Source organism: Serratia proteamaculans (assembly GCF_004684015.1).
Taxonomy (GTDB): domain Bacteria; phylum Pseudomonadota; class Gammaproteobacteria; order Enterobacterales; family Enterobacteriaceae; genus Serratia; species Serratia proteamaculans_F.
This window is the reverse complement of the sequence record NZ_SRIA01000021.1, coordinates 193,689-219,746: the sequence shown is the minus strand read 5'-3', so window position 1 is coordinate 219,746 and position 26,058 is coordinate 193,689. Positions and strand designations below refer to the sequence as shown.

23 protein-coding genes are annotated in these 26,058 nt (G+C 57.0%); 6 read left to right on the top strand and 17 right to left on the bottom strand.

What is annotated here, in order from left to right; translation table 11 throughout:
- Positions 1-9: 9 nt before the first annotated feature.
- Complete coding sequence (locus E5C26_RS21185; protein WP_135318058.1) at positions 10-1,038, bottom strand: zinc-dependent alcohol dehydrogenase family protein; 1,029 nt, start codon at positions 1,036-1,038, stop codon at positions 10-12.
- A gap of 108 nt (positions 1,039-1,146) precedes the next feature.
- On the opposite strand from E5C26_RS21185, the gene E5C26_RS21180 reads away from it, so the two are divergent.
- Positions 1,147-2,067 carry a LysR family transcriptional regulator gene (locus E5C26_RS21180; RefSeq protein ID WP_135318057.1) on the top strand — a complete coding sequence of 307 codons (921 nt, stop codon included), beginning with the start codon at positions 1,147-1,149 and terminating at the stop codon, positions 2,065-2,067.
- 27 nt (positions 2,068-2,094) lie between these two features.
- Here the strand turns inward: E5C26_RS21180 and E5C26_RS21175 are convergent, their stop codons facing one another.
- Together E5C26_RS21175 and metC are read right to left on the bottom strand one after the other, a co-directional pair.
- Positions 2,095-2,757 (bottom strand): DedA family protein, encoded by a 663-nt coding sequence (locus tag E5C26_RS21175; protein WP_135318056.1) that lies wholly within the window; start codon positions 2,755-2,757, stop codon positions 2,095-2,097.
- A gap of 152 nt (positions 2,758-2,909) precedes the next feature.
- On the bottom strand, positions 2,910-4,106 hold the full coding sequence (gene metC / locus E5C26_RS21170; RefSeq protein WP_135318055.1) for a cystathionine beta-lyase: 1,197 nt from the start codon (positions 4,104-4,106) through the stop codon (positions 2,910-2,912).
- 255 nt (positions 4,107-4,361) lie between these two features.
- Here metC and exbB point away from each other — a divergent pair, with 255 nt between their 5' ends.
- The 4 genes from exbB (at position 4,362) to E5C26_RS21150 (ending at position 6,451) form a co-directional block, all read left to right on the top strand.
- A complete protein-coding gene (exbB, locus tag E5C26_RS21165) occupies positions 4,362-5,333 on the top strand; it encodes a tol-pal system-associated acyl-CoA thioesterase (RefSeq protein WP_135318054.1) in 972 nt (323 codons plus the stop codon).
- Between the two features lie 3 nt (positions 5,334-5,336).
- Complete coding sequence (gene exbD, locus E5C26_RS21160) at positions 5,337-5,759, top strand: TonB system transport protein ExbD (protein ID WP_135318053.1); 423 nt, start codon at positions 5,337-5,339, stop codon at positions 5,757-5,759.
- 138 nt (positions 5,760-5,897) lie between these two features.
- Positions 5,898-6,158, top strand: a complete 261-nt coding sequence (locus E5C26_RS21155) for a type II toxin-antitoxin system ParD family antitoxin (RefSeq protein WP_135318052.1) — start codon at positions 5,898-5,900, stop codon at positions 6,156-6,158.
- Positions 6,158-6,451 carry a type II toxin-antitoxin system RelE/ParE family toxin gene (locus E5C26_RS21150; protein ID WP_135318051.1) on the top strand — a complete coding sequence of 98 codons (294 nt, stop codon included), beginning with the start codon at positions 6,158-6,160 and terminating at the stop codon, positions 6,449-6,451. The genes E5C26_RS21155 and E5C26_RS21150 overlap by 1 nt, the downstream gene beginning before the upstream one ends.
- A gap of 47 nt (positions 6,452-6,498) precedes the next feature.
- Here the strand turns inward: E5C26_RS21150 and E5C26_RS21145 are convergent, their stop codons facing one another.
- From E5C26_RS21145 to E5C26_RS21105, 9 genes are all read right to left on the bottom strand, one after another.
- Positions 6,499-7,317 (bottom strand): shikimate 5-dehydrogenase, encoded by an 819-nt coding sequence (locus E5C26_RS21145; protein WP_135318050.1) that lies wholly within the window; start codon positions 7,315-7,317, stop codon positions 6,499-6,501.
- A gap of 31 nt (positions 7,318-7,348) precedes the next feature.
- Positions 7,349-8,392, bottom strand: a complete 1,044-nt coding sequence (locus E5C26_RS21140) for a substrate-binding domain-containing protein (protein ID WP_135318049.1) — start codon at positions 8,390-8,392, stop codon at positions 7,349-7,351.
- 21 nt (positions 8,393-8,413) lie between these two features.
- Positions 8,414-9,823 carry a glycoside hydrolase family 32 protein gene (locus E5C26_RS21135; protein WP_135318048.1) on the bottom strand — a complete coding sequence of 470 codons (1,410 nt, stop codon included), beginning with the start codon at positions 9,821-9,823 and terminating at the stop codon, positions 8,414-8,416.
- Positions 9,823-11,193, bottom strand: a complete 1,371-nt coding sequence (locus tag E5C26_RS21130) for a sucrose-specific PTS transporter subunit IIBC (protein ID WP_135318047.1) — start codon at positions 11,191-11,193, stop codon at positions 9,823-9,825. The genes E5C26_RS21135 and E5C26_RS21130 overlap by 1 nt, the downstream gene beginning before the upstream one ends.
- Positions 11,194-11,258: 65 nt before the next feature.
- Positions 11,259-12,668: a carbohydrate porin gene (locus E5C26_RS21125; protein WP_135318046.1), complete on the bottom strand. Its 1,410-nt coding sequence runs from the start codon at positions 12,666-12,668 to the stop codon at positions 11,259-11,261.
- Between the two features lie 211 nt (positions 12,669-12,879).
- Positions 12,880-13,809 carry an aminoimidazole riboside kinase gene (locus E5C26_RS21120; protein WP_135318045.1) on the bottom strand — a complete coding sequence of 310 codons (930 nt, stop codon included), beginning with the start codon at positions 13,807-13,809 and terminating at the stop codon, positions 12,880-12,882.
- Positions 13,810-13,986: 177 nt separating this feature from the next.
- Entirely contained in the window at positions 13,987-15,513 is a 1,527-nt protein-coding gene (abgT, locus tag E5C26_RS21115; RefSeq protein ID WP_135318044.1) for a p-aminobenzoyl-glutamate transporter, read from the bottom strand.
- 104 nt (positions 15,514-15,617) lie between these two features.
- Positions 15,618-17,069 (bottom strand): M20 family metallopeptidase, encoded by a 1,452-nt coding sequence (locus E5C26_RS21110; RefSeq protein ID WP_135318043.1) that lies wholly within the window; start codon positions 17,067-17,069, stop codon positions 15,618-15,620.
- The gene (locus E5C26_RS21105; RefSeq protein WP_135318042.1) at positions 17,066-18,382 is read right to left on the bottom strand and encodes a M20 family metallo-hydrolase; all 1,317 of its coding nucleotides are present in this window, start codon (positions 18,380-18,382) and stop codon (positions 17,066-17,068) included. The genes E5C26_RS21110 and E5C26_RS21105 overlap by 4 nt, the downstream gene beginning before the upstream one ends.
- 271 nt (positions 18,383-18,653) lie before the next feature.
- Here E5C26_RS21105 and E5C26_RS21100 point away from each other — a divergent pair, with 271 nt between their 5' ends.
- On the top strand, positions 18,654-19,550 hold the full coding sequence (locus tag E5C26_RS21100) for a LysR family transcriptional regulator (protein WP_012146898.1): 897 nt from the start codon (positions 18,654-18,656) through the stop codon (positions 19,548-19,550).
- Between the two features lie 51 nt (positions 19,551-19,601).
- Here E5C26_RS21100 and E5C26_RS21095 read toward each other — a convergent pair whose 3' ends face one another.
- From E5C26_RS21095 to E5C26_RS21075, 5 genes are all read right to left on the bottom strand, one after another.
- A complete protein-coding gene (locus tag E5C26_RS21095) occupies positions 19,602-21,749 on the bottom strand; it encodes a phosphocholine-specific phospholipase C (protein ID WP_135318041.1) in 2,148 nt (715 codons plus the stop codon).
- A 121-nt stretch (positions 21,750-21,870) separates the two neighbouring features.
- Positions 21,871-22,713 carry an NADPH-dependent 7-cyano-7-deazaguanine reductase QueF gene (gene queF / locus E5C26_RS21090; RefSeq protein WP_135318040.1) on the bottom strand — a complete coding sequence of 281 codons (843 nt, stop codon included), beginning with the start codon at positions 22,711-22,713 and terminating at the stop codon, positions 21,871-21,873.
- On the bottom strand, positions 22,691-23,587 hold the full coding sequence (locus E5C26_RS21085) for a queuosine precursor transporter (protein ID WP_135318039.1): 897 nt from the start codon (positions 23,585-23,587) through the stop codon (positions 22,691-22,693). Before E5C26_RS21085 ends, queF begins: the two co-directional genes overlap by 23 nt.
- Complete coding sequence (locus E5C26_RS21080) at positions 23,588-24,202, bottom strand: helix-turn-helix domain-containing protein (protein ID WP_135318038.1); 615 nt, start codon at positions 24,200-24,202, stop codon at positions 23,588-23,590. It lies immediately after the preceding gene.
- A 547-nt stretch (positions 24,203-24,749) separates the two neighbouring features.
- Positions 24,750-26,045, bottom strand: coding sequence for a cytosine permease (locus E5C26_RS21075; RefSeq protein ID WP_135318037.1), 1,296 nt, complete (start codon positions 26,043-26,045; stop codon positions 24,750-24,752).
- Between the last annotated feature and the right edge of the window lie 13 nt (positions 26,046-26,058).

The following is a 26,058-nucleotide window of genomic DNA, read 5'->3' as shown; positions in this document are numbered from 1 at the left end:
GACGGCAATTCAGCGCGTCAGTACAATTTTGCCGAACGCCCCGCGATCGAGATGATCGAGTGCCTGCTGCAGTTGGTCAAAGCGATAGCGTTGATCAATCACCGGTTGCAAGCGATTGGCATCCACCGCCCGTACCAGATCTTCCAGTGCGCGGCGGTGGCCGACACCAATCCCCTGGATCACCGGCGATTTCAGCAGCAGCGGTCCGGCAGGGGCCGAGACCTCAAAGCCCTCCAGCGCGCCGATCACCGAGATCCGTCCCTGCACAGCGACGGCGCGAACCGAATTGCCGAGGTTTGGGCCGCCAACGGTGTCGATCACGTGGTCAATACCGCGGTCCTCTGTCAACCGATACACCGCCTCCACCCAGTTCTCCTTCAGGCGGTTGATGCCATGGTCGGCACCCAACGTTTTGGTACGCGCCAATTTTTCGTCACTGCTGGAGGTGACGTAAACTTCTGCCCCCTGTAGCTTGGCGATTTGCAGCGCGAACAGTGCCACACCGCCGGTGCCCTGTACCAATACCGATTGACCGGCGTGCAGGTTTCCCTGTTCCACCAGCGCGAACCAGGCGGTCAGCCCGGCGCAGGGTAGGGTACTGGCCTGCGCGTCGTCCAGCGAGGTGGGGGCGGCCACCAGCCAGTCCTCATGCAGCACCACATATTCCGCCAACATGCCCTGATAAAAACCGCCCAGCGTACGGTAAGGTGGGATGCGCGCATTACCATAGGGCTTCTGTTTGCCATCTATCCAACCGGGGCTGAAGGTGGAAATTACCCGCTCGCCCGGTTGGAAACGGCTGACATCGGCGCCAATTGCGTCGACTTCACCGGCCATGTCGGAGGCTGGAATAAACGACGGTGGCAACTCCAGCCCCATGCCGGTTTCGATCATCAACTTATCGCGGTAATTAAGTGATACCGCATTCACTTTCACCCTAATCTCATGTGGCCCCGGTTGCGGAATGGCGCTTTCGCTCAGTTTCAGGTGCTGACGTCCGAGGGCGTCCATGGTCCAGCGTTGCATGGTTTTGGTCATGATTGACTCCAAAGTCAGTGGTAAACAGACCTGTGGATATTATCGTTGATTGAGGTTCGCCAGTGGCGATAAAATTTCCTCTGATTGTTTCTCTAAGGGCTACAAAACATGACCGACCGATTGAACGGTATTTCGGTGTTTGTCACCGCCGTGGAGGCGGGCAGCTTCGCGCTGGCGGCCAGTCGGCTGCACCTTTCACGTTCGGCGGTGGGGAAAACCATCGCCCGTCTGGAGCAGCGATTGGCTGTGCGCCTGTTTCACCGAACCACCCGCAGTTTGAGTCTGACCGATGACGGCGCTCTGTTTTATGAACGTTGCTTACGGGCGCTGGAGGAGATCCGCACCGCAGAAACTCTGCTGGAGTCGGGCAAACAGCAGGTCAGTGGCAGGCTGAGGGTGTCGATGCCGGTGCTGTTCGGCCGCATGTGCATTGCGCCGCTGTTAACCGGCCTGGCGCGTGAGCACCCCGGGCTGGAGCTGGAGCTGTCATTTAACGATCGCATCGTGGATTTGATTGAGGACGGTTTTGATCTGGCTGTCCGTAACGGGGCATTGCCCAGCAGCAGCGGACTGGTGGCGCGGAGCATTGGCGATCACCGTATGACGTTGTGCGCGGCGCCGGAATACCTGCAGCAGCATGGCGAGCCGAAAAGCCTTGAACAGCTGACTCAACATGATGCGGTGACCTACATGCGCGCCGGTGTGGTGCGTAACTGGCTGATCCCGGATAACGGCGGCAAAGTGCAGGAAGTGATGCCAAACAAGCGTCTGCAGATGGATGACCTGCAGGCGATGGCGGACGCCACGGTGGCCGGGTTTGGCATCTCCTGGCTGCCCTGTTGGCTGGTGCGGGAATCGTTGTTGAAAGGGGAATTGGTCAGGCTGATGCGCGATCGACCAGGCATGTCATTTGAGGCTCACGCGGTGTGGCCGCAAACGCCACATTTGCCGTTGAAGGTACGGTTGGCGGTGGATACGCTGGTGAGCAAGTTGCCCCCGAGCCTGGCGCTGGTTGAGAAAGCCTTGTAGGGGCGGCTATTGCCGCCCGCAAGCCGATCAGGAAGAGGCAGCGCGCTTTTTACGCCAGATAACCAGCATGGCACCCAGCAGCCCCACCAGCAGCAGTAGCAGCGGCAGGATCATCAGCCCGGTCATTACCTGACTTTCGTAGCGTTTCACCAGTGGGATCTGGCTGAAAGCATAACCAAGACCGACCACCGCGCCAACCCAAATCACGGCACTCAGCCAGTTAAATATCTGAAAACGCGTGCTGTTCAGGCCTGAGATACCGGCCATGGTCGGCAGCAAGGTACGAACAAAACCCAGAAAACGGCCGATCACCAAAGCCATCAAGCCATGACGGTTAAACAGATTATGCGCACGTTGATGATATTGGGCAGGCAGTTGCAGCAGCCAGCCTTTGACCAGACTGGTGTGACCCAGCCAGCGCCCCTGCAGGTAGCTCAGCCAACAGCCGAGGCTGGCGGCAAGCGTTAAAATGATCAGCGTTGGCACAAAGGCCATCACGCCTTTGGCGATCAGGGCACCGGATAACAGCAGCAGGCTGTCGCCGGGCAAGAAGGAGGCTGGCAGTAGTCCGTTCTCTAAAAACAGGGTGGTGAAAAGTACCGCATAAACCACCCAAATTACGCTTGGATCAGCAAGGGCAATAAAGTCCTGCTGCCAAAGCGCATGAACAATCTCTCGTAATACATCCATTATATATCCTGTTGCATGCCGGTTGCGCCTGGAGTTACGACCCCAGGATGCGGTGTTGACCGTATCTGACAGTTACCCGGCTAGTGTAACGCTAATAGCTTAAGCACACATTAAACAAGGCGAATAAAGTTGCCATTGCAACAGGTGGCGTGTCAGTGCGCGTTGGCGATACGCTCGAATCCGGCGGCGAGGTCGTCAATCAGGTCCTGCACGTTCTCCAGACCGATATGCAGGCGCACCAGGGTGCCGGAGAAGTCGATGCCGCCGGCCGGCCGAATGGCTTCCAGCTCCTCCGGTTGGTTGGCCAGGATCAGCGACTCATAGCCGCCCCAGGAATAGGCCATGCTGAAGTGGTTGAAGTTGTCCAGATACTCGGCCAATTGCACGTCGTTCAGACGCTGTTTCAGCACGAAAGAAAACAGACCGTTGCAGCCGCTGAAATCACGGCGGTAAAATTCGTGGCCCTTGCAACTGGGCAGCTCCGGGTGATTGACCACCGCCACCTCCGGCCGTTTGGCCAGCCAATTGGCGACTTCGATGCTGCCTTGCTGATGCTGCTTCAGGCGTACGCCCAGGGTGCGCAGGCCACGGCTGGCCATATAGGCGGTATCGGCGTCCACCATCTGGCCCATCAGATAAGAGTATTCGCGTAGTTGATCCCAACAGCGCTGGTTTGCCACGGCTGTACCGAGCATGTAATCGGAGTGGCCGATAATGTATTTGGTGCCGGCCTGAATCGAAATATCGATGTCGAAGTCCAGCGCCTTGAACAGCACACCGGCCGCCCAGGTATTGTCGATCATGATCACCACTTCCGGTGCCACGGCGCGGATGGCTTGCACCATGGCCGGGATATCCTGAACTTCCATGGTGATCGAGCCGGGTGACTCAAGAAACACCACACGGGTATTGGGCTGAATAAGCCCGGCGATATCGGCACCGATCAGTGGGTCGAAATAGGTGGTTGTCACGTTCATGCGGCTCAGGATATGGCTACAAAAATCCTGCGTGGGTTCATACACCGAGCCGGTCATCAGCAGGTGATCACCGGCGCTGACAAAGGACAAAATGGCATTGGAGACCGCAGCCGCGCCGCAAGGGTAAAGCACGCAACCTGCGCCGCCTTCCAGCTCAACCATCGCATCCTGTAACGCGAAGTGGGTCAGGGTACCGCGCCGCCCATAAAACAGTTCGCCATGGGCCCGCTTGGCGGTGGCGTGTTTTTTGGCGGCCACGGAATCAAAGACCAGTGAAGAAGCGCGCTGGGTGACGGGATTGACAGAGCCCTGGGTATAGCGCTTGCTGCGTCCTGCGCCGATCAGGGTGGTTTCGATGTTTTTTGACGTCATAGGAGCGGGCTCACCTTTGGCTTGGTCTTCACGGGACATTTGCGATAGCCCTTAAGTTAGCATGACGCATGATAGCCATCCAGACGTTTTAACCGCTAAATGTAAAAGCAAGGCCGATTTACCCGTTCGGGAGGCGTTATTTTGCCGACTATTTGGTAAATAATAATGAGAACTACTATCAATCCCTGATTGGTTTGATATGATCGCACGCTGAATTATTCCTCAATTTTGATCGGTAACGGGTGGAGGCACAGCGTGAAAACGGCTGGCAAGCATTTAAATCAAGGATCGTTCGGTCAGGGCCGGGCGCAATGGGGCCAGGCATTTGGCCGTGGTCTGTTAGCTTCAATGGTATTGGTGGTGGGTCTGGCCGGTAGCGCTCAGGCTGCACCGGCGACTAATCCGGCCGTTACCCAGAGCGTTGCTCCGGCCTCAGCCCCTGCCGCAGCCACACCGGAAAGTATTACCCCGCTGAATCCACAGCCGACCATCCAGCCGCCGGAAACTCGCGGTATGGACCTGTCCGTCTGGGGCATGTATCAGCATGCGGATATCGTGGTGAAAATCGTGATGATCGGCCTGGTGCTGGCGTCTATCGTCACCTGGACCATCCTGTTCTCCAAGGGCAGCGAACTGTTCCGCGCCAAGCGCCGTCTGCGCCGCGAACAACTGGCGCTGGCCAATGTCCGTTCACTGGATGAAGCCTCCGAACTGGCACAGAATTTCTCGGACGAGAGCATCAGTTCCGTATTGCTCAGCGATGCGCAGAACGAGCTGGAGCTGTCGGCAGAGTCTAACGACAACAACGGCATCAAGGAACGTACCGGTTTCCGTCTGGAGCGTCGCGTTGCGGGCTACAGTCGTAACATGGGCCGTGGCAATGGGTTCCTGGCGACCATCGGTGCCATTTCGCCGTTTGTCGGTCTGTTCGGCACCGTCTGGGGCATCATGAACAGCTTTATCGGTATCGCGCACTCGCAAACCACCAACCTGGCCGTGGTTGCCCCCGGCATCGCAGAAGCGTTGTTGGCAACCGCATTGGGGCTGGTCGCCGCAATTCCTGCGGTGGTGATTTATAACATCTTTGCCCGTGTGATCAGCGGCCATCGCGCTCAGGTTGGCGACGTGGCTGCGCAGGTGCTGCTGCTGCTGGGTCGCGATTTGGATCTGGCCGCCACGGCACAAGCCAAACGTTCACAGCATTCACAGCAACTGCGGGTGGGGTGAGTTATGGCGATGCGCTTAAATGAAGATCTGGACGACAGCGGCGAACTGCATGAAATCAACGTGACGCCGTTTATCGACGTCATGCTGGTGCTGTTGATCATCTTTATGGTGGCCGCGCCGCTGGCAACGGTAGATATCCGTGTCGATCTCCCGGCTTCCTCAGCCAAACCGCAGCCGCGCCCGGAAAAACCGGTGTTCCTGTCAGTGAAAGCGGATAAGCAGCTCTACGTTGGTGAACAGGCGGTCAGTGCCGATCAACTGACGTCGGTGCTGGATCAGCGAACTCAGGCGAACAAAGAGACCACCATCTTCTTCCAGGCGGACAAGACCGTGGACTACGAGACGCTGATGAGCGTGATGGATACGCTGCGTAAAGCCGGTTACCTGAAGGTGGGGCTGGTGGGGATGGAAGGTGCCGCCAAGTAGCGGGCTGACATCCTCAAGGTTAAGCAGGGCGCTCAGGCGCCCTTTTTTATTGCCTTAATTTTGTACAATTACTTGACGTGCCCCCGGCAAATGAAAATACTAATAGATAGTAACTAACACTACTTTCTGGAGTCGGCTATGCCAACCAGCATTGCTTTAAGCCCTCATTTTGAGAAGTTTGTTCATGAGCAAATTGACAGCGGGCGTTACGGCAACGTCAGCGAAGTAATACGGGCGGGTCTGCGTCTGCTCGAAGAACATGAGCAGGCGATGAAAATCGAACAACTGCGAGTGGCTATTGCACAGGGAATAGAAAGTGGTGAGGGAGTCCCGGCGGAGGAAGTTTTTGAACGTATGCGGGCTAAATACCAACGGATGGTAGATAACGGAAGTGACTAATGGGGCTAACAATATCGCCGGCAGCGGTAAGTGATATTGAAAATATTGGCGACTATATTGCGCAAGATAACCCGAACCGTGCTGTGAGTTTTATTTCTGAGCTATACAACCAATGCCAGCGTATTGGTGAGTCGCCGGAAGCCTATCAAAAGCATCCTGAACTTGGCCGAGGTGTCAGGATCAGCCCCTATGGTAAATATCTTATTGTTTTCACAGCGATACAACGCAATGTCAGGATCGAACGTGTATTCCACGGTGCGAGAAATATTTTGCGTTTGCTGGCCTATCGTTAGGGCGTTAAGGGCTGGCTCATCTGCTCAGCCCCCAACGTCCAGCCTATTCAGCCGCGAGCATGGGCCGCCGCGCGGGCGATCTGCTCATCGGTAGGACGCACGCCGGTATAAAGTACAAACTGTTCCAGCGCTTGCAGCGCAATCACTTCTGCACCGGTAATCACCCGTTTGCCATGCTCACGCGCGTTGCGGATCAGCGGGGTTTCCGCCGGCAGTGCCACCACGTCGAACACGATTTTCGCCGCCGCAATAGTCGCGGGTGCAAAGGCCAACTGCTCGGCTTCTGTTCCCCCCGCCATACCGATGGGCGTCACGTTAATCACCATATCTACGCTTAAGTCACCGACTTCTGCCTGCCACTGATAGCCGTAGGCCTTTGCCAGCGCCTGACCGGCCTGCGGGTTACGGGCGATGATATGGCCATTTTTGAAACCGGCATCACGCAGCGCGGCGGTGACCGCTTTCGCCATACCGCCGCTGCCGCGCAGGGCGAAGGAGGTTTCCGCTGGGATCTGATGCTGCGCCAGCAGTTTGGCGATGGCGATATAATCGGTGTTGTAAGCCCGCAAGAAACCTTGGTCATTGACGATAGTATTGACCGATTCAATCGCGGTGGCGGAAGCATCCAACTCGTCGAGGAAAGGAATGCAGCTTTCTTTGAACGGCATCGATACCGCACAGCCGCGAATGCCCAGCGCACGCACGCCGCCCACCGCCGCCTGAATATCCTGGGTGGTGAAGGCCTTGTAGATAAAGTTGAGATCCAGTTCCTGATACAGATAGTTGTGGAAACGGGTGCCAAAGTTACCTGGGCGACCGGCCAGCGACATACAGAGTTGGGTATCTTTATTAATCTCACGACTCATGAGGAGCTCCTTAACCGGGAAAAAGAACAGCCTAAGGCTGGCCGAGCAATGCCTTCGAACCGGCGTGACGCCAGTGGATGCTGCCCGGCAGGTATAGCGCGTTTTGCTCTAGTGGTCGCTCGTCAATCAGTGCGCTAACCATGTCGAAACTGTGTTGAGCCAGGGCGCGGCAGTCCTGTGCCACGGTATCGATTTTCAACGTCAGGCCATCGAACAGGTAGTGATCGTCAAAGCTGCACAGATGCAAGTCGCTTTCCATCAACTGGTGCTGATTCAGATAACGCAGTACCCCTTCCAGCAGGCCGCAGGCGGCGGTAAACAGCGCCTTGGGCGGGCGGCCAAGTTGCGCGCAGAGTTGGGCGAACATCTCGTAGCCGGAGCTGGGGTGATAATTACCGTTGATGATCCATTCCGGTTTACACACCACCCCGGCCCGTTCCAGACCGAGTTGGAAACCGGCCAGCCGATCGCGCGTGGGTGAAATGCGGGGTTGGCCGCCAAGGAAATAGAATTCGTCCGGATGCTGGCGCGCGACGTTTTCCACCAGCGTGGCGGTCGAGGTTAGCGAGTCGGTGATCACCAGCGGCAGGTCGGAACCGATGATCAGCCGGTCCATCTGTACCACCGGCAGACCGGCGTTAATCTTTTGGTATTCCGCATCGTTAAGCTGGCTGGAGGCGACAATCAGGCCGTCGACCTGGCGCTGAACCAGGCTGTTTACCGCCATCATTTCCTGCGCCGGGTTCTCATCGGTACAGGCGATCAGCAACTGCAAACCGGCCTCGCGGCACAGGGTTTCCAGTTCGCGTGAAATCACCGCAAAACCGTAGTTGGTCATTTCCGGCACCACCAACCCCAGGGTATGGCTGCGGGAGGACCGCAGCGAACGGGCGTGGAAGCTGGGCTGGTAGTGGTGCTCGCCAGCCAGCGCCAGGATACGATCGCGGGTGTCGTCGGACACCCGATACTCCTTGCTGCGGCCGTTAAGCACCAGGCTGGCGGTCGATTTCGACACGCCGGCCAGTGCGGCAATATCACTGATGGTAATGCGTTTATTTTTTTTCACTGACGGCATCTGAATTCATCGAAGAATGCGTCATTCTAGCATGCATGGCGTCAGCGACCAGTGCTCGAGCGCCAGGTGCGCTTCACCGCTCAGCTGCAATTGTGGTTGCGGACCGGGGAAGTAGCGTGCGCTCATCACCGCCTCGCCGTGGTTGATAAAAATCTCCACGCTGGAGCGGTCAAACAGGATCTGCAGTTGGCTCAGGTTGCCGCGCCAGTAGCGATGTTCCGGCTGCCCGTGACGCAGATTATTACGCGTCAGTCGCAGCAGGGTGCCGTCCCACAGCAGCGTCATCGCCCCGCCAAAGTCGGCGCTGAATGCCCCTTCTGGCGTTAGCAGCAGTTCCGTGCTGTCAATCGGCCAGCCAGGGGCGTTGTCGGCAATGCCTTGCCATTGCTGGCCCTCATCACGCAATTGTTGCAGTTCGCGTGCCGGTTGTTGGTAAAGCTTGCCGTGATGCAACGACAGTTCGCGCGGGCAGGTCATGATGTGGATCCAGCCGTACTGCCGCGTCGGGTGATATTCCTCGTCCTGTTCCGGCACGCCCATCCACCCGACCAGCAACCGGCGGCCGTCTTCGGCCTGGGTGGTTTGCGGCGCATAGAATTCGAACCCGAGATCCAGCTCGTGGAAGGCACCATGATCAAAAGTGGCCTGCCGATAATCCAGTTTGCCGGTCAGGTAGCCCGCCTGATAAACGTTAAGATAACGTTCGGCCTGCGCCGTCAGCCCCTGTGGGCAGCAGATCAGCACCTCGGTATCGTCCAGCGTGAACAGGTCCGGGCATTCCCACATATAGCCGAAGTCACCGATGCCGTTCAGCCGTGAACCGGCAATTTCACCCAGCAGCTGCCAACTGCGCAGATCGGCGGAGCGCAGCAGCAGCACTTTGCCGCAGTCTTGCAGGTCACGAGCGCCGAGCACCATGTACCAGTCTTCCTGATGACGCCAAACCTTGGGATCGCGCACATGGCCGCTATAGCCCGGCGGCAACGGCAACACCGGGCCGAGTTTGTCATAGCCGCCTTGCGCATTTTCTTGCGCCAGACACTGGTAGGCGGTGCGAGAGCCGTCGGGATATTTGACGTTGCCGGTATAGACCAGCGTGATGTTGCCGTCGGCCACCACCGCCGATCCGGAGTAGCAGCCGTGGCTGTCGTAACAGGCTCCCGGCACCAGTGCCACCGGCTGATGTTGCCAGTTGACCAGATCCGTCGATTGCCAGTGGCCCCAACATTTGTTGCGGTGATCACAGCCCAGCGGGTTCCACTGATAGAACAGGTGGAAGACGCCGTTATGCTGAATAAAGCCATTGGGATCGTTGAGCAGCCCAACGCTGGGTGCCAGGTGCCACGCCGGCCGGTGCGGATCGCGCAGCGCCTGCGGCATGCCGCTCATTAACGCCTGAACGGCCTGCTTCATTAAATTCAGTTCTTCCATTATTCACTGTCCGTTTTGTATTTCAGCAGCAGCGAGAGAATAAAGGCGCTGCCGAAGGCGATCACCAGGCCAATGATATAGCTGACCAGCGAACTGGCCTGCACAATCGCCATCCCCGGAATTGCCGTCAGCCCGACCGCGTTCATGCCAACGTGATTGGCCACCACCCAGGCCCCGCCCAGCGCACCGCCTGCCAGCGCCGCCAGGAAGGGTTTCACAAAGCGCAGGTTAATGCCGAACAGCGCCGCCTCGGTAATGCCGAGCATGGCGGAAAAGGCCGAAGGCACCGCGATGGCTTTGATCCTGGCGTCGCGGGTTTTGAAATAGACCGCCAGACAGGCTCCGCCCTGAGCGATATTGGCCATCGACCAGATCGGCAGCAAGAAGTTAACGCCGATGTTTGGGTTGCCGAGCAGCCCGGCTTCGACGGCATGGAAGCTGTGGTGAATGCCAGTGATGACGATGGCTGAATACAAGCCGCCGAACAGCAAGCCGGCAAACCAACCGGCGTGTGCAATCAGCGTGCTGAGCACCAGGGAGATGCCATCACCCAGCGCGCGGCCGGCCGGGCCGATAAACAGCATGGCAACGAAGCCGGAGATCACCACCGTCAGGAACGGCGTCAGGATCAGATCCAGCGAGTTGGGGATCACTCTGCGCAGCTGTTTTTCCAGCATGCTCATAAACCACACCGTCAGCAGCACCGGGAACACCGTGCCCTGATAGCCGATCATGCCAATCTGCAACCCGAAGAAATCCATGGTGTGAAAACCGCTGGCGACGCCCCAGGCGTTGGTCAGCGCCGGGTGGGTCAGAATGCCACCGAGCGTCGCGCCCAGATAGGGGTTACCACCAAATTCCCGCGCGGCGGTGAAGCCGATCAGGATCGGTAAAATAATGAATGCCGCCGAACTGAACATATCCAGCATCACAAATACGGCGCTGTTGGCATCGGCCCAGCCGTAGGTTTTCACCATGCCGAGCAGGCCCATCAACAGGCCGGAGGCGACAATCGCCGGGATGATCGGCACAAAGATGTTCGACAGCAGGCGAGCGATACGTTGTAGCGGGTTGAGCTTTTTAGCCGCGATGTCGGCGGCTTCAGACTTGCTCGATTCGCTGACGCCGGCCGCCTTGATGAATTCTGCATGTACCTTGTTGACCAGCCCGGTACCGAAAATCACCTGGATCTGTCCGGCGTTGCTAAAGCAGCCTTTCACCCCGTCCAGCTTGCCGATCGCCGCTTTGTCCATCTTACTGTCGTCGACCAGCACCAGGCGCAAGCGTGTCGCGCAATGGGCGGCGCTGGCGATATTCTCTTTGCCGCCAAGTAACGGCAATAGTGCGTTAGCGGTTGCGGTAATGTCCATGTTCACTCCCTTAAAAAATAAAAATGCCGCCGCGGTGTTTCGCGGCGGAAATCAGCTCATCAGCTTCAGAAGAAGTACTTGAACCGGGCACGCACGCCATAGCGCTGATCGTTGCTGGCGTTGGCAATTTTGTTATCTGCATTGGCTTCCAGCATCGAGACGTAGGCCCCGAGATACAGGTTAAAGTTCTTCATATTCATGATGTTTGGTATTTGGTACGAGGTATGAATGGTATGAATGTCATATTTGCCCGGCTCGCTGAGCGGGTTGCTGATGTCGGCGCTCATACCGGCGGTATTGAACTCTTTGATGTTGTTGTGGGCATAGATATAACCCACTTCAAAGCGACGCCACAGGACGTTGATGCCGGCGGTCAGGTCCTGCTCGCCGGAGGCGTCCAGGTAGGCGGTGCTCAGGTTGGCGACCACGCCGTTGTCCGGGTTGGCGGCGGTGTTGTTCCAACTGAGGGTCATGCCATAGCCGTTACGTTTGGACTGGTCGACGAATTGCCCCTGACTGTCGTGATAGCCATAGGCATTGTTGACCACGTTGCTTTCCATCGCCACTGCCGCGCTGAGCTGGTCTTTTTTCCAGGCGATCACCGGCCGCAGATAGGCGACATTTTTCTTATTATCCAGGCTGTTGCCGTGATAGGCCTGATCCTGGAACAGAGAGGTGCCGTCCTCCACCAGCGTATTGAGTTCGAAGTAGAAGTCACCGGCGTACTTGCTCAGCATCAGGTTGCCGCCGCTGCTGCTACGGCCACGACCTTCTTTCATCATGTAGATATAGCCAAAACCGTCGGCATACAGATCGTTGGCGGTATTGCCGGAATACTGGATAAAGGTGTCCTGATTGAGCGGGAACATGTCGTAGGCTTCAAAACGGCCAATCTTGGTCTGCCAGTTCTTTTCGTTACCGAAGAAGAAGGCGGCATCGTCGAGGTTCATTTTACCGGTCATGTCGGCCAGCGGCTGCACGCTGAAACCGGAGAAGTTGCCGTCCGGGTTGCGTCGGTAGCCGTCTACACCGACCAGAATACGGCCGTTGATATCCCAGCGTTCTTTGTTGCCCGGCTTCCAGTCCTTGTTGTCGCTGCTTTTCAGCGAGGTGAGCTGGCCGCTGCGGCTGGCACCGTCCAGGTTGAATTCGACGTCGCCGTACAGTTTCAGGTCGGTTAGACCGGTGAGTTGAAGCTTGGAGGCCGGTGCGGCGTGGGTTTCCAGCGTCGCGGTGCGCTGAACAACCTGTTGGGTTTGCTGCTCGGTGTTGGCGGTGCGTAGTTCCAGCTGTTGTGCCTTGCGTTCCGCCGCCGTAGCACGCGTTTCAGCCTGCGTCGCACGTTGTTCGGCCTGCTGCAGCCGTTGTTCCAGCGCATTCAGACGGGCTTCGATACTGGTATTGGCACCCGTTGCTGCCGCAGAGGTAGAGATGAGAAGCCCTGTAGTGACTGCCAGATAGCCTAGTTTTTTCATGATTTTCTATCATCCGGGAAGGTTGTTATTATTTTTTGCTAAATTGCTAAACCGGTTTTTCATCGAGAAAGATAGAGAGTTGAACGACGGCTGGCAATCAAGTTTGCTAACCCGATTCAGCTATTGTGATCGAGTCCGCAAATTACGTACCGGAGATGAAAGAGGGATACCCAATGCCGGGTGGCATTGGGCCAGACTCACCGCTATCAGGTTAGCGACGCAGGAAGTCCTGCAATTCGTCGGCATGCGGCAGGGCGGTCATAGCACCTTTGGCGGTGGTGGCCAGCGCCCCGCAGGCCTGGGCCTGGGCGATCACTGCCGGCCATTGCTCTTTCTGTGGTAACGCGCCCAGGTGTGCCAGCGCGGCCAGCAGACCGGCGACAAAGGCGTCACCCGCACCGGTGGTATCGACCGGGGTGATTGAAGGGGCGCGGAAGTGGCGGATCTGTTTGCCGTCATGTACGCAGACGCCGTCGCCGCCCAGCGTTACCAACAACAAACGCAGTGGGTAGTGCTGCATCATCCAGTCGATACCGCTCTCCAACTCACCGATATTGCTGATAAAACTCAGTTCTTCCAGCGAGATTTTCACCACGTCCGCCAGCAATAACGCCTTTTGCAAGCAGGGGCGCAGCGCTTCCGGCTGGCGCCAAACGTCTTCACGAATGTTTGGGTCAAAGCTGACCCAGCCGCCGGCCGCCCTGATGTTCTCCATCGCGGTGAAGGTGGTGCTGCGGCTGGGTTCCTGCGACAGGGCAATAGAGCAGACGTGCAGCCATTCATCTGCTTTGAAATCAGGCAGATCCTCGGGTTGCAGGAACAGATCGGCGCTCGGGCTGACCATAAAGGTGAAGGAGCGTTCACCCATCAGATCAAGATCCACCACCACGGTAGAGGTGTGGTGGTCTGGGTCCTGTGACATATGGCCGATGTCGACCTGTTCTTCGCTCAATACCTGCTGCAGGAAAGCGCCGAAACTATCCTGACCCACCCGGCCGATAAAGGCACTGTTGCCGCCCAGGCGGGCGATACCGACCGCCACATTGGCCGGAGCGCCACCGGGGCATTTAAGGTAACTGTTTGAATTTTCAGGCACCAGGTCGACGACTGCGTCACCCAGCACCCATACGCGATTAACCATGTTCGATCCCCGTGTTCATCGGTGTCTGATGGCGAGCTAAAATAGAAGAACCGGTTTAGCAAAGCAATAAATTAATGTGTTGTACAGCGAAAGGGGGAGGGGAGAGGGTAGAGACAGAGAGTAAAAATGCAGGAGGAAATGCCCGCCCTGGTGTTGTTCAGGGCGGGGTCAGCAGGGTTACCCCATCTTCGGATAGACCCCTGGGCCAATCGGCAGGCCGAGCGCGTACCAGGCCAGCAGCAGCAAAATCCACACGGCAAAGAACACCAGCGGATACGGCAGGATCAGCACGTAATAGGTGCCTAGCTGGGCGTCTTTGCGGTAGCGCTGCAGGAAGCCGAGGAACAACGGCAGGAAGGGCGACATCGGTGCCAGCGGCAACACCGAGGAGTCGGCGATGCGGAAAATCATCTGGGCGAACGCCGGATGAAAGCCCAGCAGCATAAACATCGGCACAAAGATCGGCGCCAGAATCGACCAGATGGCAGAGCCGCTGGCGATAAACATACACAGGAAGGCCGAGAGGAACATCAGCCCGAGAAACGCCGGTGCGCCGCTCATGCCGGCGGCCTCCAGCATATCGGTCAGGCCGATGGCCATAAACTTGCCCATGTTGCTCCAGTTAAAGAACGCCACGAACTGCGACAGCGGGAACACCATCACGATAAAGCCGGCCATGCTTTTCATCGGCTCTATCAGGTGGTTGGGAATATCGTCCGGCCGCTTGATCTGTTTGGTGACCACGCCATAGGTAATGCCGACGGTGAAAAAGAACAGGATGATGATTGGCACAATGCCTTTAATAAACGGTGATGGGATCACCGAGCCGGTTTTCGGATCGCGCAGCGGGGCCGCTTCCGGCACCACCAGGGCGGCGATAATCGCGATAAACACCAGCGCAGCGATACCGCTCATCATCAGCCCACGATTCTGTAGCGGGGTCAGTGCCTCAATTTTGTCCTCGGCGCTGCCCTGCCATTTGGGCAGGCGCGGTTCGATAAATTTATCGGTCAACAGCGCCCCGGCGAAGGTCAGCACCACCACCGAGGTGGCCATAAAGTACCAGTTGTCGATCACGCTGACGTGAACGGCGGCGTCCACCGCCTTGGTGGCCTCGGTGCTGATGCCGGAGAGCAGTACGTCAGTAGTCACGATCAACAGGTTGGCGGTAAAACCGGAGGCGACCCCGGCAATAGCGGCCAGCAGCCCGGCTATCGGATTACGGCCCACCGCCAGAAACATCAGCGCGCCGAGCGGCGGCATCACCACCAGTGCGGCGTCGGAAGATATATGGCTGAAAAAGGCGATAAACAGCACCAGATAGCTGGCATAGCGGGCGCTAACGCGCGAGGCCATCTTGTACATCAAGGCCTGTAGCAGCCCGACCTTTTCGGCCAGCCCGGCACCGATCACCAGCGCCAAAATCGCCCCCAGCGGGGCAAAGCTGCTGAAGTTATGAATGATATTCGGGAAGATCCACTGCATGCCCGCCACGCTCATCAGGTTATTCACCTTGATCAGCTCGCCGGTGGCCGGGTTTTTCACCGCCATATCGAGCCAGGAGAACAGCGCGGTGGCCAGCATTAAAACCACGATTAAATAGACGAACAGTAAAAATGGATTGGGGATTTTATTCCCGATGCGTTCTACCCAGTAAAAAACGCGACCGGGGCTTTTATTGGCTGAAGTTGTGACCTCACTCATTGTGCTACCCTCTGTGTTTGTCCTGTTGTGTTTATTTTTTATTATTTGATTTAATTATAATTATTATTACCGGCCCGATTTTTCGGGCCTTTGCAGCTTAGTCGTTATTTTAACGGTGAAGGTTTGACGCCCTTGGGGATCGGGCAGTGGTACGGCTGTTCGGCGCGCTGGCGCTCGAACTCGCGGCGGCAGTCTGCCAGCAGGGCACTGTCGCTCAGCAGTTCAACGGCGGTGGCCGCCATTACCTTACCGGCCAGGCACATGCCCTTGTGGGCGATGGAAGTGCGCCCCTGAGCCACCAGTTGCCAGGTGTGCAACGGAGTCCCGAGCGCAAAACAGGGGCTGAAGCACTGGGCGGTGGGCGCGATCCAACTGACATCGCCGACGTCGGTAGAGCCGTACAGCAACTCTTCCGATGCCACATAGGGGGCGACCTGGTCCATCAACACCCTGTCGCCCAAATTCTCAACCCACTCGCGGCCAGCCGCACCGCCGGTGCGGGCGATATTCAACCTGGCATTACGCAGATCGTCTTTGTTGAGCGTTTGGCGGATTTCGCCGGCGAATTTGCGTTCCGCTTCGCTGTATTCCGGCAGGCCGAAGTCGCAGACATAGCGATACATCACCTGTTCCATGCTGCGATTTGGCACGTAGTTGGAACAGGCCTTGTCGAAACGTACCGTCATCTGGGTATCAGTCATCAGTGCCGCACCCTTGGCGATGTTAATCACCCGTTGGTAAATATCCTGCGCCTGATCGAGCTGCGGCGCGCGGATCAGGTACAGCACCTCGGCATCGGCTTGCACCACATTGGGTGAACTGCCGCCGGTATTGGTGACGGCATAGTGCAGCCGCGCTTCCTGCACGATGTGCTCGCGCAGGAAATTGGCACCGGTGTTCATCAGCGTTACCGCATCCAGCGCGCTGCGGCCAAGGTGTGGTGAGTTGGCGGCGTGAGCGGCGATGCCCTTGAACTGAAACGCCGCCTGAATGTTGGCCAAAGTGCTGGTATTGAACATGCCGCTGAAGCCTTCCGGGTGCCAGGTGAGGGCGGCATCAACGTCATCGAACAGGCCTTCACGCACCATAAAGGTTTTGCCGGAGCCGCCTTCTTCGCCAGGGCAGCCGTAGAAACGCACGGTGCCGGTCAGGTGCTGCTGTTGCATCCAGGCCTTCACCGCGAATGCTCCCGCCAGCGCGGCGGTACCCAGTAGATTGTGGCCGCAGCCGTGGCCGTTGCCGTTTTCCACCAGCGGCTGCGGGGTGGCACAGCCGGCCTGTTGGCTCAGTCCGGCGAGCGCGTCGTACTCGCCCAGCAGCGCGATCACCGGCTGGCCGCTGCCGTAGCTGGCGATAAACGCGGTTTCAATGCCGCCAACGCCGCGTTCGAGCCGAAAGCCTTCCTGCTCCAGCGCATCGGCCAGCAGATTGGCGGAATAGGTTTCGGTAAAGCGCGTTTCCGGGTGATCCCAGATGCTGTCGCTCAGTGCGCTGAACTGCGGCTGGTGTTGGTCAATGTACTGATTGATAAAGGCTAACAGTTGCGGCTGACTCATGCTTTGCTCCCAAAGGTCGGCAGGTTGAGTGCCAGCGACGCCAACGTTTTCACCGCCACCGCCATCACCTGTTCGTTAAAATCAAACTTCTCGTTGTGGTGCCCGGCGCTCAGCTCGGTACCGAAAATCACGTAAGAGGCCTGTCCGCCGTGGGATTTCACCCGCTCCATCATATAAGTGGCATCTTCTGAACCGGCGGCTTGCTCACGGCGATCGACCACCGAAGTCAGTTCGTCTATCTCCTGCGCCTGGCGGTGAATGTAGTCCACCCACGGCTGGGTTGGTTTACTGCTCTGCGCTGCCCCCATCAGGGCAATGTCGTATTCCACGCCGTGCATTTTGGCTGCGCCTTCGATCACGTTCAGGGCTTGCTGGTAAACAAATTCGTTGATGGCGTTGGTGGCCCCGCGGGTTTCCACCTTCATAAACGCCCGATCGGCAATCACGTTGCGGCCGGTTCCGCCCTGCAGCACGCCGACGTTGATGCGTGAGCTGCCGTCGCTGTGACGTGGGATGGCGTACAACCCCAATGTGGCCTGCGCCGCCGCCAGCAGGGCGTTACGACCGTCTTCCGGTTTGGCACCGGCGTGAGAGGCTACGCCGCGGTAGGTGACGTCCAGCTTGCTGGTGGCCATAAAGCTGTCGCTGCCGCACACCAGTTCCCCGGCCGGTACGCCGGTACCGATGTGTACGGCGGTGAAGAAATCAACGTCGTCCACCACGCCGGCTTCCACCATGGATTTTGCGCCACGGGTGCCTTCTTCTGCCGGTTGGAAAATCAGTTTGATGGTGCCGCTCAACTGCGCTTCCAGGCTCTTGAACACCCGTGCCAGCCCCAGCCCAATGGTGGTGTGGCCGTCATGACCGCATGCATGCATCATGCCGCTGTTGCAGGAGGCGAAGCCTTCACGGAACGGCAGGTGATCCGGCTGCAGCTTTTCGTTGAGATCGAGTGCATCCATGTCAACGCGATAGGCGATCACCGGGCCGGGGCGGCCGGTGTCCAGCGTGGCGACAATACCGGCGAAGCCGCCGGAAAAGTGCGGTAACCACTTCTCCAGTGCCCCCTGCTCGCGGGCGCGCTGCTCCTGTTGCTGCAGAGCTTCGGCCGAAGGCAATCCCATGCGGGCATCGGCATTAATGACTTCGCGCCCCAACTGCAGGCGGTAGCCCAGCCGATCCAATTCTTCCGCCACCAGCGTGGCGGTGCGGAACTCAAACCAGCCGGATTCGGCATAGCGGTGAAAATCGCGGCGCCAGGCCTGCAGTTGCGGAGATAAATCGGACACCAACATCGAAAGCGGATTATTCATTGGGAGATCTCATTGGTTATCGCGCCCAGGCAAACGCCGGGCAGCAGTGGTGCGCTGAACTGAAGTCAGACGGTGGAACTGTTTAATGAAAAAGACGTATTTAGTGACTAACTGCCGTGAAATGCGCTTATTGGCGCAGAAAATGCGTTTAATTAAGCGAAATAAGAATTTGGTTATTTATTATGTTTTTTTCGAATGTACACAATGGAATCAGGCTAAATAAGATGCCAATATCTTGCTATTGATAAACAACGGTTATCACCCTTCGCCTATGCCCGCCTCAATAAAATTGCACCAATTACGTGCGTTTGTAGAAGTCAGCCGTCAGGGCAGCATCCGTGCCGCCAGCCGGACTTCACAGCTTTCGCAGCCTGCGCTGACCAAGTCGATTCAGGAGCTGGAGACGGTGCTGGGGGCCAAGCTGTTTATCCGCCGTAGCCAGGGCGTGGTGCTGACCGACTGCGGCGATAACTTTTTCCAGCATGCCAGCCTGATCCTCGAAGAGCTGCGGGTGGCGCAGGAGGATATCCAGCAAAGGCTGGGGCTGGCGGGCGGCTCAGTGAATATCGGCGTTGGCGGCAGCATTGCGCGCACCGTGATGCCGCAGGTGATCAATCAGTTCCACCGTGAATACCCGAAGGTCAAAGTGCGGATTGTCGAAGGGCAACTGGTGTCTATGATCCCGGAACTGCGCCAGGGTGAGCTGGATTTCACCGTCAATACTTATTACCCCAGCAGTCTGGACAATGAATTGCAGTACGAACGGTTGATGGAGAAAGAGTACAAGGTGGTGGTGCGCAAGGGGCACCCGATGGAGGGGGCGACGTCACTCAGGCAACTGCAGCACTGCGACTGGACCATGCCGACGCCCAAGGGCAGCTACTACCGGCTGTTGCACGACTTGTTCGGGGATTTGGGAATGGCGCCGTCTATCAGCGTCACCTGCGAGACTTTCATGGCCTGCACCAGCCTGGTGGCGCAGAGCGATTTTGTCAGCATTCTGTCGGTGGATGTGATTTCCGACCCGATATTGGGTAAACATCTGGTGCCGCTGGCGCTGGAGGAGAGCCTGCCAAAGGCGACGTTTTATCTGATCCAGCGTAAAGACACCACGCTGACGCCGATGGGCGCACACCTGGCGCGTTTGTTCCGCTTGTACTGCCGGTAAAAGGATGCCCCTCACAGGGCATTCCCCCTTTGAACAGCCTGCGCGGCTATCTCAGACTTTACCCATCAACGGATCGCTGACGCTGTGGTTGCCGTTCTCCAGCCGACCTGCCAGTCGGCGTTGCCAGCCATCAGCCCCCTCTAACGAAAGATCGTACCAGCCACCGTTGGCCTGGGTAGCAAAGGCCTGCTGATGGCGGCCACCCGCCGGCAGTTCAATCTGCCAGGGGCCTTGTTGCGTATAAGGACAGCGGGCGATGGTCACCGTTGTCGCCTGGCTACCCGCGTTGGTTAGCGTTAGCGATAAATGGTCGCTGTGCGGGGTGAGTTGCACTTCCGGCTGCGGCTGCACAACGCTGCCACCCAGCTCACGATGGAAACCGTTGGGGCCGAGCAACCACAGGTGGTAACGATCCGCCGTTAGCCAGTGATCGCTGACCGCTTTACCAGCCTCGACGGTATAGCGCCGTGGGATCTGCTCAAGACTCAGCAGGTCATACACATGAAAGACCGCTCCCTGTTCGCCAGTGTTGTACAGGTTGAGCGTCAGCATTTTTTGCTCGGGGTTGCTGCTGGCCTCAACGTGCAGCTGGTAAGGCAGTGCACGCGATGGGCGCGCCAGTCGCGACTGATGCGGTAACTGTTGCTTGTCTACCGGCGGCAAGGGCACCTGCGGTAACTGTTCCTGTCGCTGGCGCAGGTTATCGGCGGCGTGGCGGCTGGTGGTGGGCAGACGGGGCAAGGTTTCCTCATTAGGGTCGACGAAGTTGAAGGCCGAAGTGAGGTCACCGCAGACCGCCCGTCGCCAGGCACTGATGTTCGGTTCATGCACCTGAAAGCGTTTTTCCAAAAATTGCAGTACCGAGGTGTGGTCGAATACCTGCGAATTGACCCAACCGCCACGGCTCCAGGGTGAGAGTACCAACATCGGTACCCGCGGCCCAGGGCCGTAAATGCGGCCATCCGGTGGCGGTTGCTCCTGAGAACCGGGTGGGGCCAGGTGCTGGAAGATTTCGCTGTCGAACGGCACCGTCGATTTACCGGCGAAACTGCCGTCTTCGCGCAGTGACGGGGCCGATGGCGAAGGCATATGGTCGAAGAAGCCATCGTTTTCGTCGTAATTGACCAGCAGCACGGTCTTGCTCCACACCTCTGGGTTATCCGTCAGCGCATTGAGAATTTCCTGGGTAAACCAGCCGCCCTGCACCGGGCTGGAAGGCCCGGGGTGTTCCGAGTAGGCCGCCGGGGCGATGATCCAGCTCACCTGTGGCAACTTGCCCTGTTGTACGTCGTTGCGAAAGCCGGTCAGCATCGCATCCAGGTCGTTGCCGTCGGCTGCCGGCAGCGTATTGCCATTGCCCTTGTACAGCGGGGCTTCAGCGTTCAGCTCATCGCGATAGGGGACAAAGGCGGTGAAGTCTTTTGGCGGCTGTGCCGGGTTACCGACCTTGACGCTGGCGGCGCGGTACTGGCGGAATCCCGCCAGCGGGTTATCGGTGAAGTTATCAGGTAAAAACTGATAGACCTTCCAACTGACGCCGCTGGCTTCCAGCCGCTCCGGGTAGGTCTGCCACTGGTAGCCGACTTCCGCCGGGCCGGGGCTGTCCCACTCGTTGACCACCACCGCGACCTCGGCCGCCGTCGGGCCATTGGTGCCGGTCCAGTGGAACAGGCGGTTGGTGTTGGTCCCGGCGTGGATCGAACAATGATAAGCGTCGCACAGGGTGAAGGTTTCGGCCAGCGCAAACTGGAACGGCAGTTCGTGCCGACGGTAATAGCCCATCGAGGTGGGGGTTTTGTAAGTCGGCCAGGCGCTCATGCGGCCGTTATCCCAGGCGGATTGTTCATCGACCCACGAATGCGGCGTGCCGCTAACCCGTTGGGCATTGCCGCGCTTGCTGTCGAGATGATAGGGCAGCACCAACCGATTTTCCCCTTGCTGCTGCCAGACGTGACGGCCACCTGGCAAAGGGATGGTTATGCGATCGCTAAAGCCGCGCACGCCGGGCAAGGTACCGAAGTAATGGTCGAAAGAGCGGTTTTCCTGCATCAGGATCACCACGTGTTCGACATCGTTAAGGGTGCCGGTGCGGTTATTGGCGGGGATGGCCAGCGCTTTGCGGATCGAGGCGGGTAACAGTGAAAAAGCCGATCCGATGGCGGCAGCCCGCAGTATTTCTCTGCGCGAAAAATCAGGCATGCGTCGTTAATCTCCCTGAGGGGTGTTTTGAAGATAGTGGTTAACGACGGTAATGGCGAAAAATAACAAACAGATGACGGGGAAAATAATGCCCCCGGGGGGGGCATGACAAGACGAACGGTTATTGCCTGATCAAACGGCCCAGGGTCGGCACCGTTTCGAAATCGCTGCGGAACGGGTTGATGTCCAGACCGCCGCGGCGCGTATAGCGGGCGAACACGCTGAGTTTCTCCGGTTGGCAGCTTTGCTTGATGTCGTTGAAAATACGCTCGACACACTGCTCGTGGAACTCGTTATGCTGGCGGAAGGAGATCAGATAGCGCAGCAGGCGCTCGCGATCTATTTTACGGCCTTGATAGTGGATAACCACGCTGCCCCAGTCCGGCTGATTGGTCACCAGACAGTTGGATTTCAGCAGGTTGGAAGACAGCGTCTCCGTCACCTGTTCCGCCTGTTCGCTGGTGGCACCAATCAGATATTCCGGTTTGAAATCAAAGTCATCGACGGCGATATCCAGGTCGTCGATATTAATGCCCGGCAGGGCGTCGATCTGTGCTGAATAACCGTCTAACCCCGGATACAGCTTCACCCCAACCTGCCCATTGGCGGCCTGCGACAGATCTTTTTGCATCGCGGCGCTGACCTGTTCCACGCTGTCGAAGCGCGTCTGGTTAAAGCTGTTGAGATACAGCTTGAAGGACTTGGACTCGATCAGGTTGGTGGACGAATGGGGCAGGGTAAATTCACCAATGCCCACCACCGGCTTGCCTTTGGCGTTAAGCCAGGAAAGTTCGAAGGCGGTCCACAGGTCAAAGCCGTGGAACGGCAGCTGCTGTTCATCCACGCCGATCAAATCGCGACCGCGCGCGCGCGGCAGGGCTTCGAGCAATTCGGGAGCATATTGGTCCGGGTAATCGGAGTTGGCGCCAAGATGGGTGATTTTATCTTGTTTTTTGATATGCATATTCATTGCTCCTTGCAAGATCGGTATTGATATAACGGTTAAACAGGCTCCGGGCGGCGTATATCGGCCCGACACCCACCAGGGCGTAGACCACTTTAATCAGGAACTGCGACAGGATCATGATTTTGATGATGTCCCAGCTCAAAACGTTGTAGAACGCCAGGGTACAGAACACCACGCTGTCGATGGCCGAGGCCACCACGGTACTGGTGATCACCCGCACAAACAGATAGCGAGAGTTGGTCAGCTCTTTGATTTTGCACAATAGGTAGGAGTTGACGTTCTCGGAGATTAAATAGGCGGCAGATGAGGCCACCAGCACCGCCATGATGCTGTGGACGATGCCGTCATAAGTCTTGCTGAACTCCCACTGTGGAATGCTCGGTACCAGTGTGGTTGCCCAAACGCCCAGCACAAAAATCAGGTTGGCCATAAACGAGATGATAATGGTGCGCCTGGCCAGCCGCAGCCCATAAAATTCGTTCAGAATATCCACCAGGATAAAGGTCAGGGGATAAATAAATATCGCCGGGGGAGTGATGATGTTCAACGCTGCAATTTCAATCGGCTTGACGCCGCACAGGGTTGAGAAGATATAAATCACGCTGAGCGCCACGGTAATGATCAGATAGGCGTACCAGGATCTTTCATGGCGATCGCTGAGCTCATAGGCGGTTTGCTGCTGGTTGTTGCCGTAGATTTTGCGATACAGCGCCTGTAGCTCATGTCGGCTCAAATCTTCCGATATGTCGCTGTCGGCCAGCTCATTGAGCCCCATGGTAATGGTTTTGCCGGTGGCTAATACCATGACATTGGCAGCCAAAGTACCATGCCGGGTAAAGCCCAATAGCTTGAACTTTTGATTCGGTTCCATTTATAGCCTTTCTCCAATGATATAACCCAGGAATTGCACGGTATCCTGATGATTTTTCTCCATGCTATTTTCTTCTTTGTCATTAACCACAAAGAAGCCGTATTTTCCCGAGTGATACAATAAAGGCGAATCGCAAACTAATACCGGCGGGCGTTTTATAATAATGACCTCGCCTGGAATAAATGAACCTTTTATTTCGGTCTCTATTCGCATTGCTACCATATTTGACTCATCGCCGAAGAAATAAGTCAAAGGGAACTCTGTGACCAGTTGGCCGATCTTCTTGTCGGCAGTTGCTAAAAAACGCGACTGCGGAATAACAGGAATGGCGGAAGGGTTTTTATTGCCTTCGGTGGACAGGGTTTCATTGAGCAGCTCCAGTTTTTCCAGATCATAGTCTTCGATTTCTTCGCAGGAAACGCCAAAGAAATCTGAAATCCGGTTAACCGTGGCTTGCTGCACGTTGTTGACTCGTCCATCGAGGATTTTGTAGATAGTGGTGCGTGTCAGGCCAGTACGGTTAGAGAAGGATGCCTTGGTTTCGCCGCGGGTGCGCATCAGATATTCAATGTTCTTAATGATGTTGCTTTTGCGCTGGGCGTTAGTGGTCTTCATAAGCATTCCTTACAATATTCTGGCCGGCTTTACTATATCGCACGCGCTGATATTGTCCAGAACTGACACCGGAAACGGGGCGGTAACCGGCTGATTAATCTTTGAAAACGTATGTTCAATTGCCTGGTATTACACCCAATGATGCTTCCACCCGATTGAGCGTAAAGTGGAATAAAGGTAATTGAATACAAATCAATCGCTTAGATGGTCAACCCTTAAAAGTGAACACAAAAGTGGGTTTTGTGTCTACTTTTGTGTTGACCACGGTGGTTTTTGTGAGCTACTGTTCACCCATACTGAAGTGTTTCGTGACGGTCAAAACGGTTAATAAACGATTGTCTAACAACTTCTATAATAAAAAGCTCAGGGAGGGAGGCGTTTCCATTCTCTGGGTATTAAAGGATGTTTTAGCTACCGACACCAGGGAATTCCAATTAGGTCTCAGTTTTAAAACCACCGCTTTCAGTTCGTCAGATCCCCAGTTTATTGTTTTGCCACTCCCCAGTTGCTGGAGAGTGGCAATAACGTTTTGCCGCTAGCGGTCAGCTCAGCTTTGCGCTGGGGCCGGTTTCTGCGAACGATTCAGCGCCAACTTGAATACCCAATACAACAGGCTGGCGGCCAGCAATGAGTTGATGGTCGGCACGCCCCATTCGGTCACTAACCCGACGATGCTGCCGGCAATGCTGGCGACGATCGCTGCCCAGCCAATGGTCGGCGTCTGGTCGGGCAGTTTGCCTTCCCGGCGGCTGTCATCGAGAATTTTACGGTGGGTACGCAGCACGTAGTAATCCACCAGCATCACGCCGATAATCGGCGGGAACACCACACCCAGTACCGTCAGGAAGTCGACGAACCGATCCAGTATCCCCAATACCGAAAGTGTGGTACCCAACACGCCAATCACCAGCGTGGTGGCGGTGTATTTCAGTCTTTTACCGGTCATGCCTTCAACCGCGTTGACGATGCCCAGTGAAGAGGAATACAGGTTAAGGTCATTGACCCTTAAGGTGGAGAACACCACCACCAGCAGGCCTGCCCCCCCGGCGACCTGTGACATGATGGTCACGACGTCTGCCGTGCCGAGCGTTTTGGCGATCAGCAGTGCCAGACCGTTAACCACGAACTCCCCGGCGACAATGGTGAGAATTGTTACGCCAAACACGTGCTTGCCGTTTTTGGAATAACGCGTCAGATCGGGTGTCATCAGGCTGGCGACAATGGCGCCACCGACCACGATGGTGATACCGGCACTGATCGACAGCGGCTCACCTGGCGGCATTAATTTAATAATCTCCGGCAGATTATGGCCGGTGAGGGTGATGTAAGAAATATAGGCTACCAGCATAATAAACATCGGTACCGCAATTCGGGCGGCGATACGCAATGCCTTGAAGCCAAAGGCCACCAGTATGGTCAGCAGGGTGCCGGACAGGCCGGCCGCCAGGCCAAAGCCCAGCTTATTGCCCAGCGCGAAATCCAGCGACTTGGCGAAGATGGCGTTCTGTATGCCAAACCAGCCCAGCAGGCTGACGGCCACCACCACGCCGATCAGCACCGAACCCAGTCGACCAAAGCCGCACCAGCGGGCCAGCAGGCTGCCGGAGATCCCTTCGCGCATCCCCGCCAGCCCCAGGCCGTAGGTCACTACGCCAAAGATCAGGCTACCGACGAAAATGGCGGTAAAGGCATCGAACAGCGTCATTGAGTGGCCCAATACGGCGCCCAGCATAAACTGATCCAGCGCGGTCAGCATGCCCATATGCACAATGGCCACGCTTAAAAACGAGACTCTTTTATCCTGAGGTACCCGGGTTAACGGATAGTCTTCAATTTTGATCACGGTGTGGTATTCC

Bases quoted from the DNA above. Each gene is read 5' to 3' on its own strand.
- E5C26_RS21185 (WP_135318058.1), bottom strand. From the start codon at position 1,038: ATGACCAAAACCATGCAACGCTGGACCATGGACGCCCTCGGACGTCAG.
- E5C26_RS21180 (WP_135318057.1), top strand. From the start codon at position 1,147: ATGACCGACCGATTGAACGGTATTTCGGTGTTTGTCACCGCCGTGGAG.
- E5C26_RS21175 (WP_135318056.1), bottom strand. From the start codon at position 2,757: ATGGATGTATTACGAGAGATTGTTCATGCGCTTTGGCAGCAGGACTTT.
- metC (WP_135318055.1), bottom strand. From the start codon at position 4,106: ATGACGTCAAAAAACATCGAAACCACCCTGATCGGCGCAGGACGCAGC.
- exbD (WP_135318053.1), top strand. From the start codon at position 5,337: ATGGCGATGCGCTTAAATGAAGATCTGGACGACAGCGGCGAACTGCAT.
- E5C26_RS21155 (WP_135318052.1), top strand. From the start codon at position 5,898: ATGCCAACCAGCATTGCTTTAAGCCCTCATTTTGAGAAGTTTGTTCAT.
- E5C26_RS21150 (WP_135318051.1), top strand. From the start codon at position 6,158: ATGGGGCTAACAATATCGCCGGCAGCGGTAAGTGATATTGAAAATATT.
- E5C26_RS21145 (WP_135318050.1), bottom strand. From the start codon at position 7,317: ATGAGTCGTGAGATTAATAAAGATACCCAACTCTGTATGTCGCTGGCC.
- E5C26_RS21140 (WP_135318049.1), bottom strand. From the start codon at position 8,392: ATGCCGTCAGTGAAAAAAAATAAACGCATTACCATCAGTGATATTGCC.
- E5C26_RS21135 (WP_135318048.1), bottom strand. From the start codon at position 9,823: ATGGAAGAACTGAATTTAATGAAGCAGGCCGTTCAGGCGTTAATGAGC.
- E5C26_RS21130 (WP_135318047.1), bottom strand. From the start codon at position 11,193: ATGGACATTACCGCAACCGCTAACGCACTATTGCCGTTACTTGGCGGC.
- E5C26_RS21125 (WP_135318046.1), bottom strand. From the start codon at position 12,668: ATGAAAAAACTAGGCTATCTGGCAGTCACTACAGGGCTTCTCATCTCT.
- E5C26_RS21120 (WP_135318045.1), bottom strand. From the start codon at position 13,809: ATGGTTAATCGCGTATGGGTGCTGGGTGACGCAGTCGTCGACCTGGTG.
- abgT (WP_135318044.1), bottom strand. From the start codon at position 15,513: ATGAGTGAGGTCACAACTTCAGCCAATAAAAGCCCCGGTCGCGTTTTT.
- E5C26_RS21110 (WP_135318043.1), bottom strand. From the start codon at position 17,069: ATGAGTCAGCCGCAACTGTTAGCCTTTATCAATCAGTACATTGACCAA.
- E5C26_RS21105 (WP_135318042.1), bottom strand. From the start codon at position 18,382: ATGAATAATCCGCTTTCGATGTTGGTGTCCGATTTATCTCCGCAACTG.
- E5C26_RS21100 (WP_012146898.1), top strand. From the start codon at position 18,654: ATGCCCGCCTCAATAAAATTGCACCAATTACGTGCGTTTGTAGAAGTC.
- E5C26_RS21095 (WP_135318041.1), bottom strand. From the start codon at position 21,749: ATGCCTGATTTTTCGCGCAGAGAAATACTGCGGGCTGCCGCCATCGGA.
- queF (WP_135318040.1), bottom strand. From the start codon at position 22,713: ATGCATATCAAAAAACAAGATAAAATCACCCATCTTGGCGCCAACTCC.
- E5C26_RS21085 (WP_135318039.1), bottom strand. From the start codon at position 23,587: ATGGAACCGAATCAAAAGTTCAAGCTATTGGGCTTTACCCGGCATGGT.
- E5C26_RS21080 (WP_135318038.1), bottom strand. From the start codon at position 24,202: ATGAAGACCACTAACGCCCAGCGCAAAAGCAACATCATTAAGAACATT.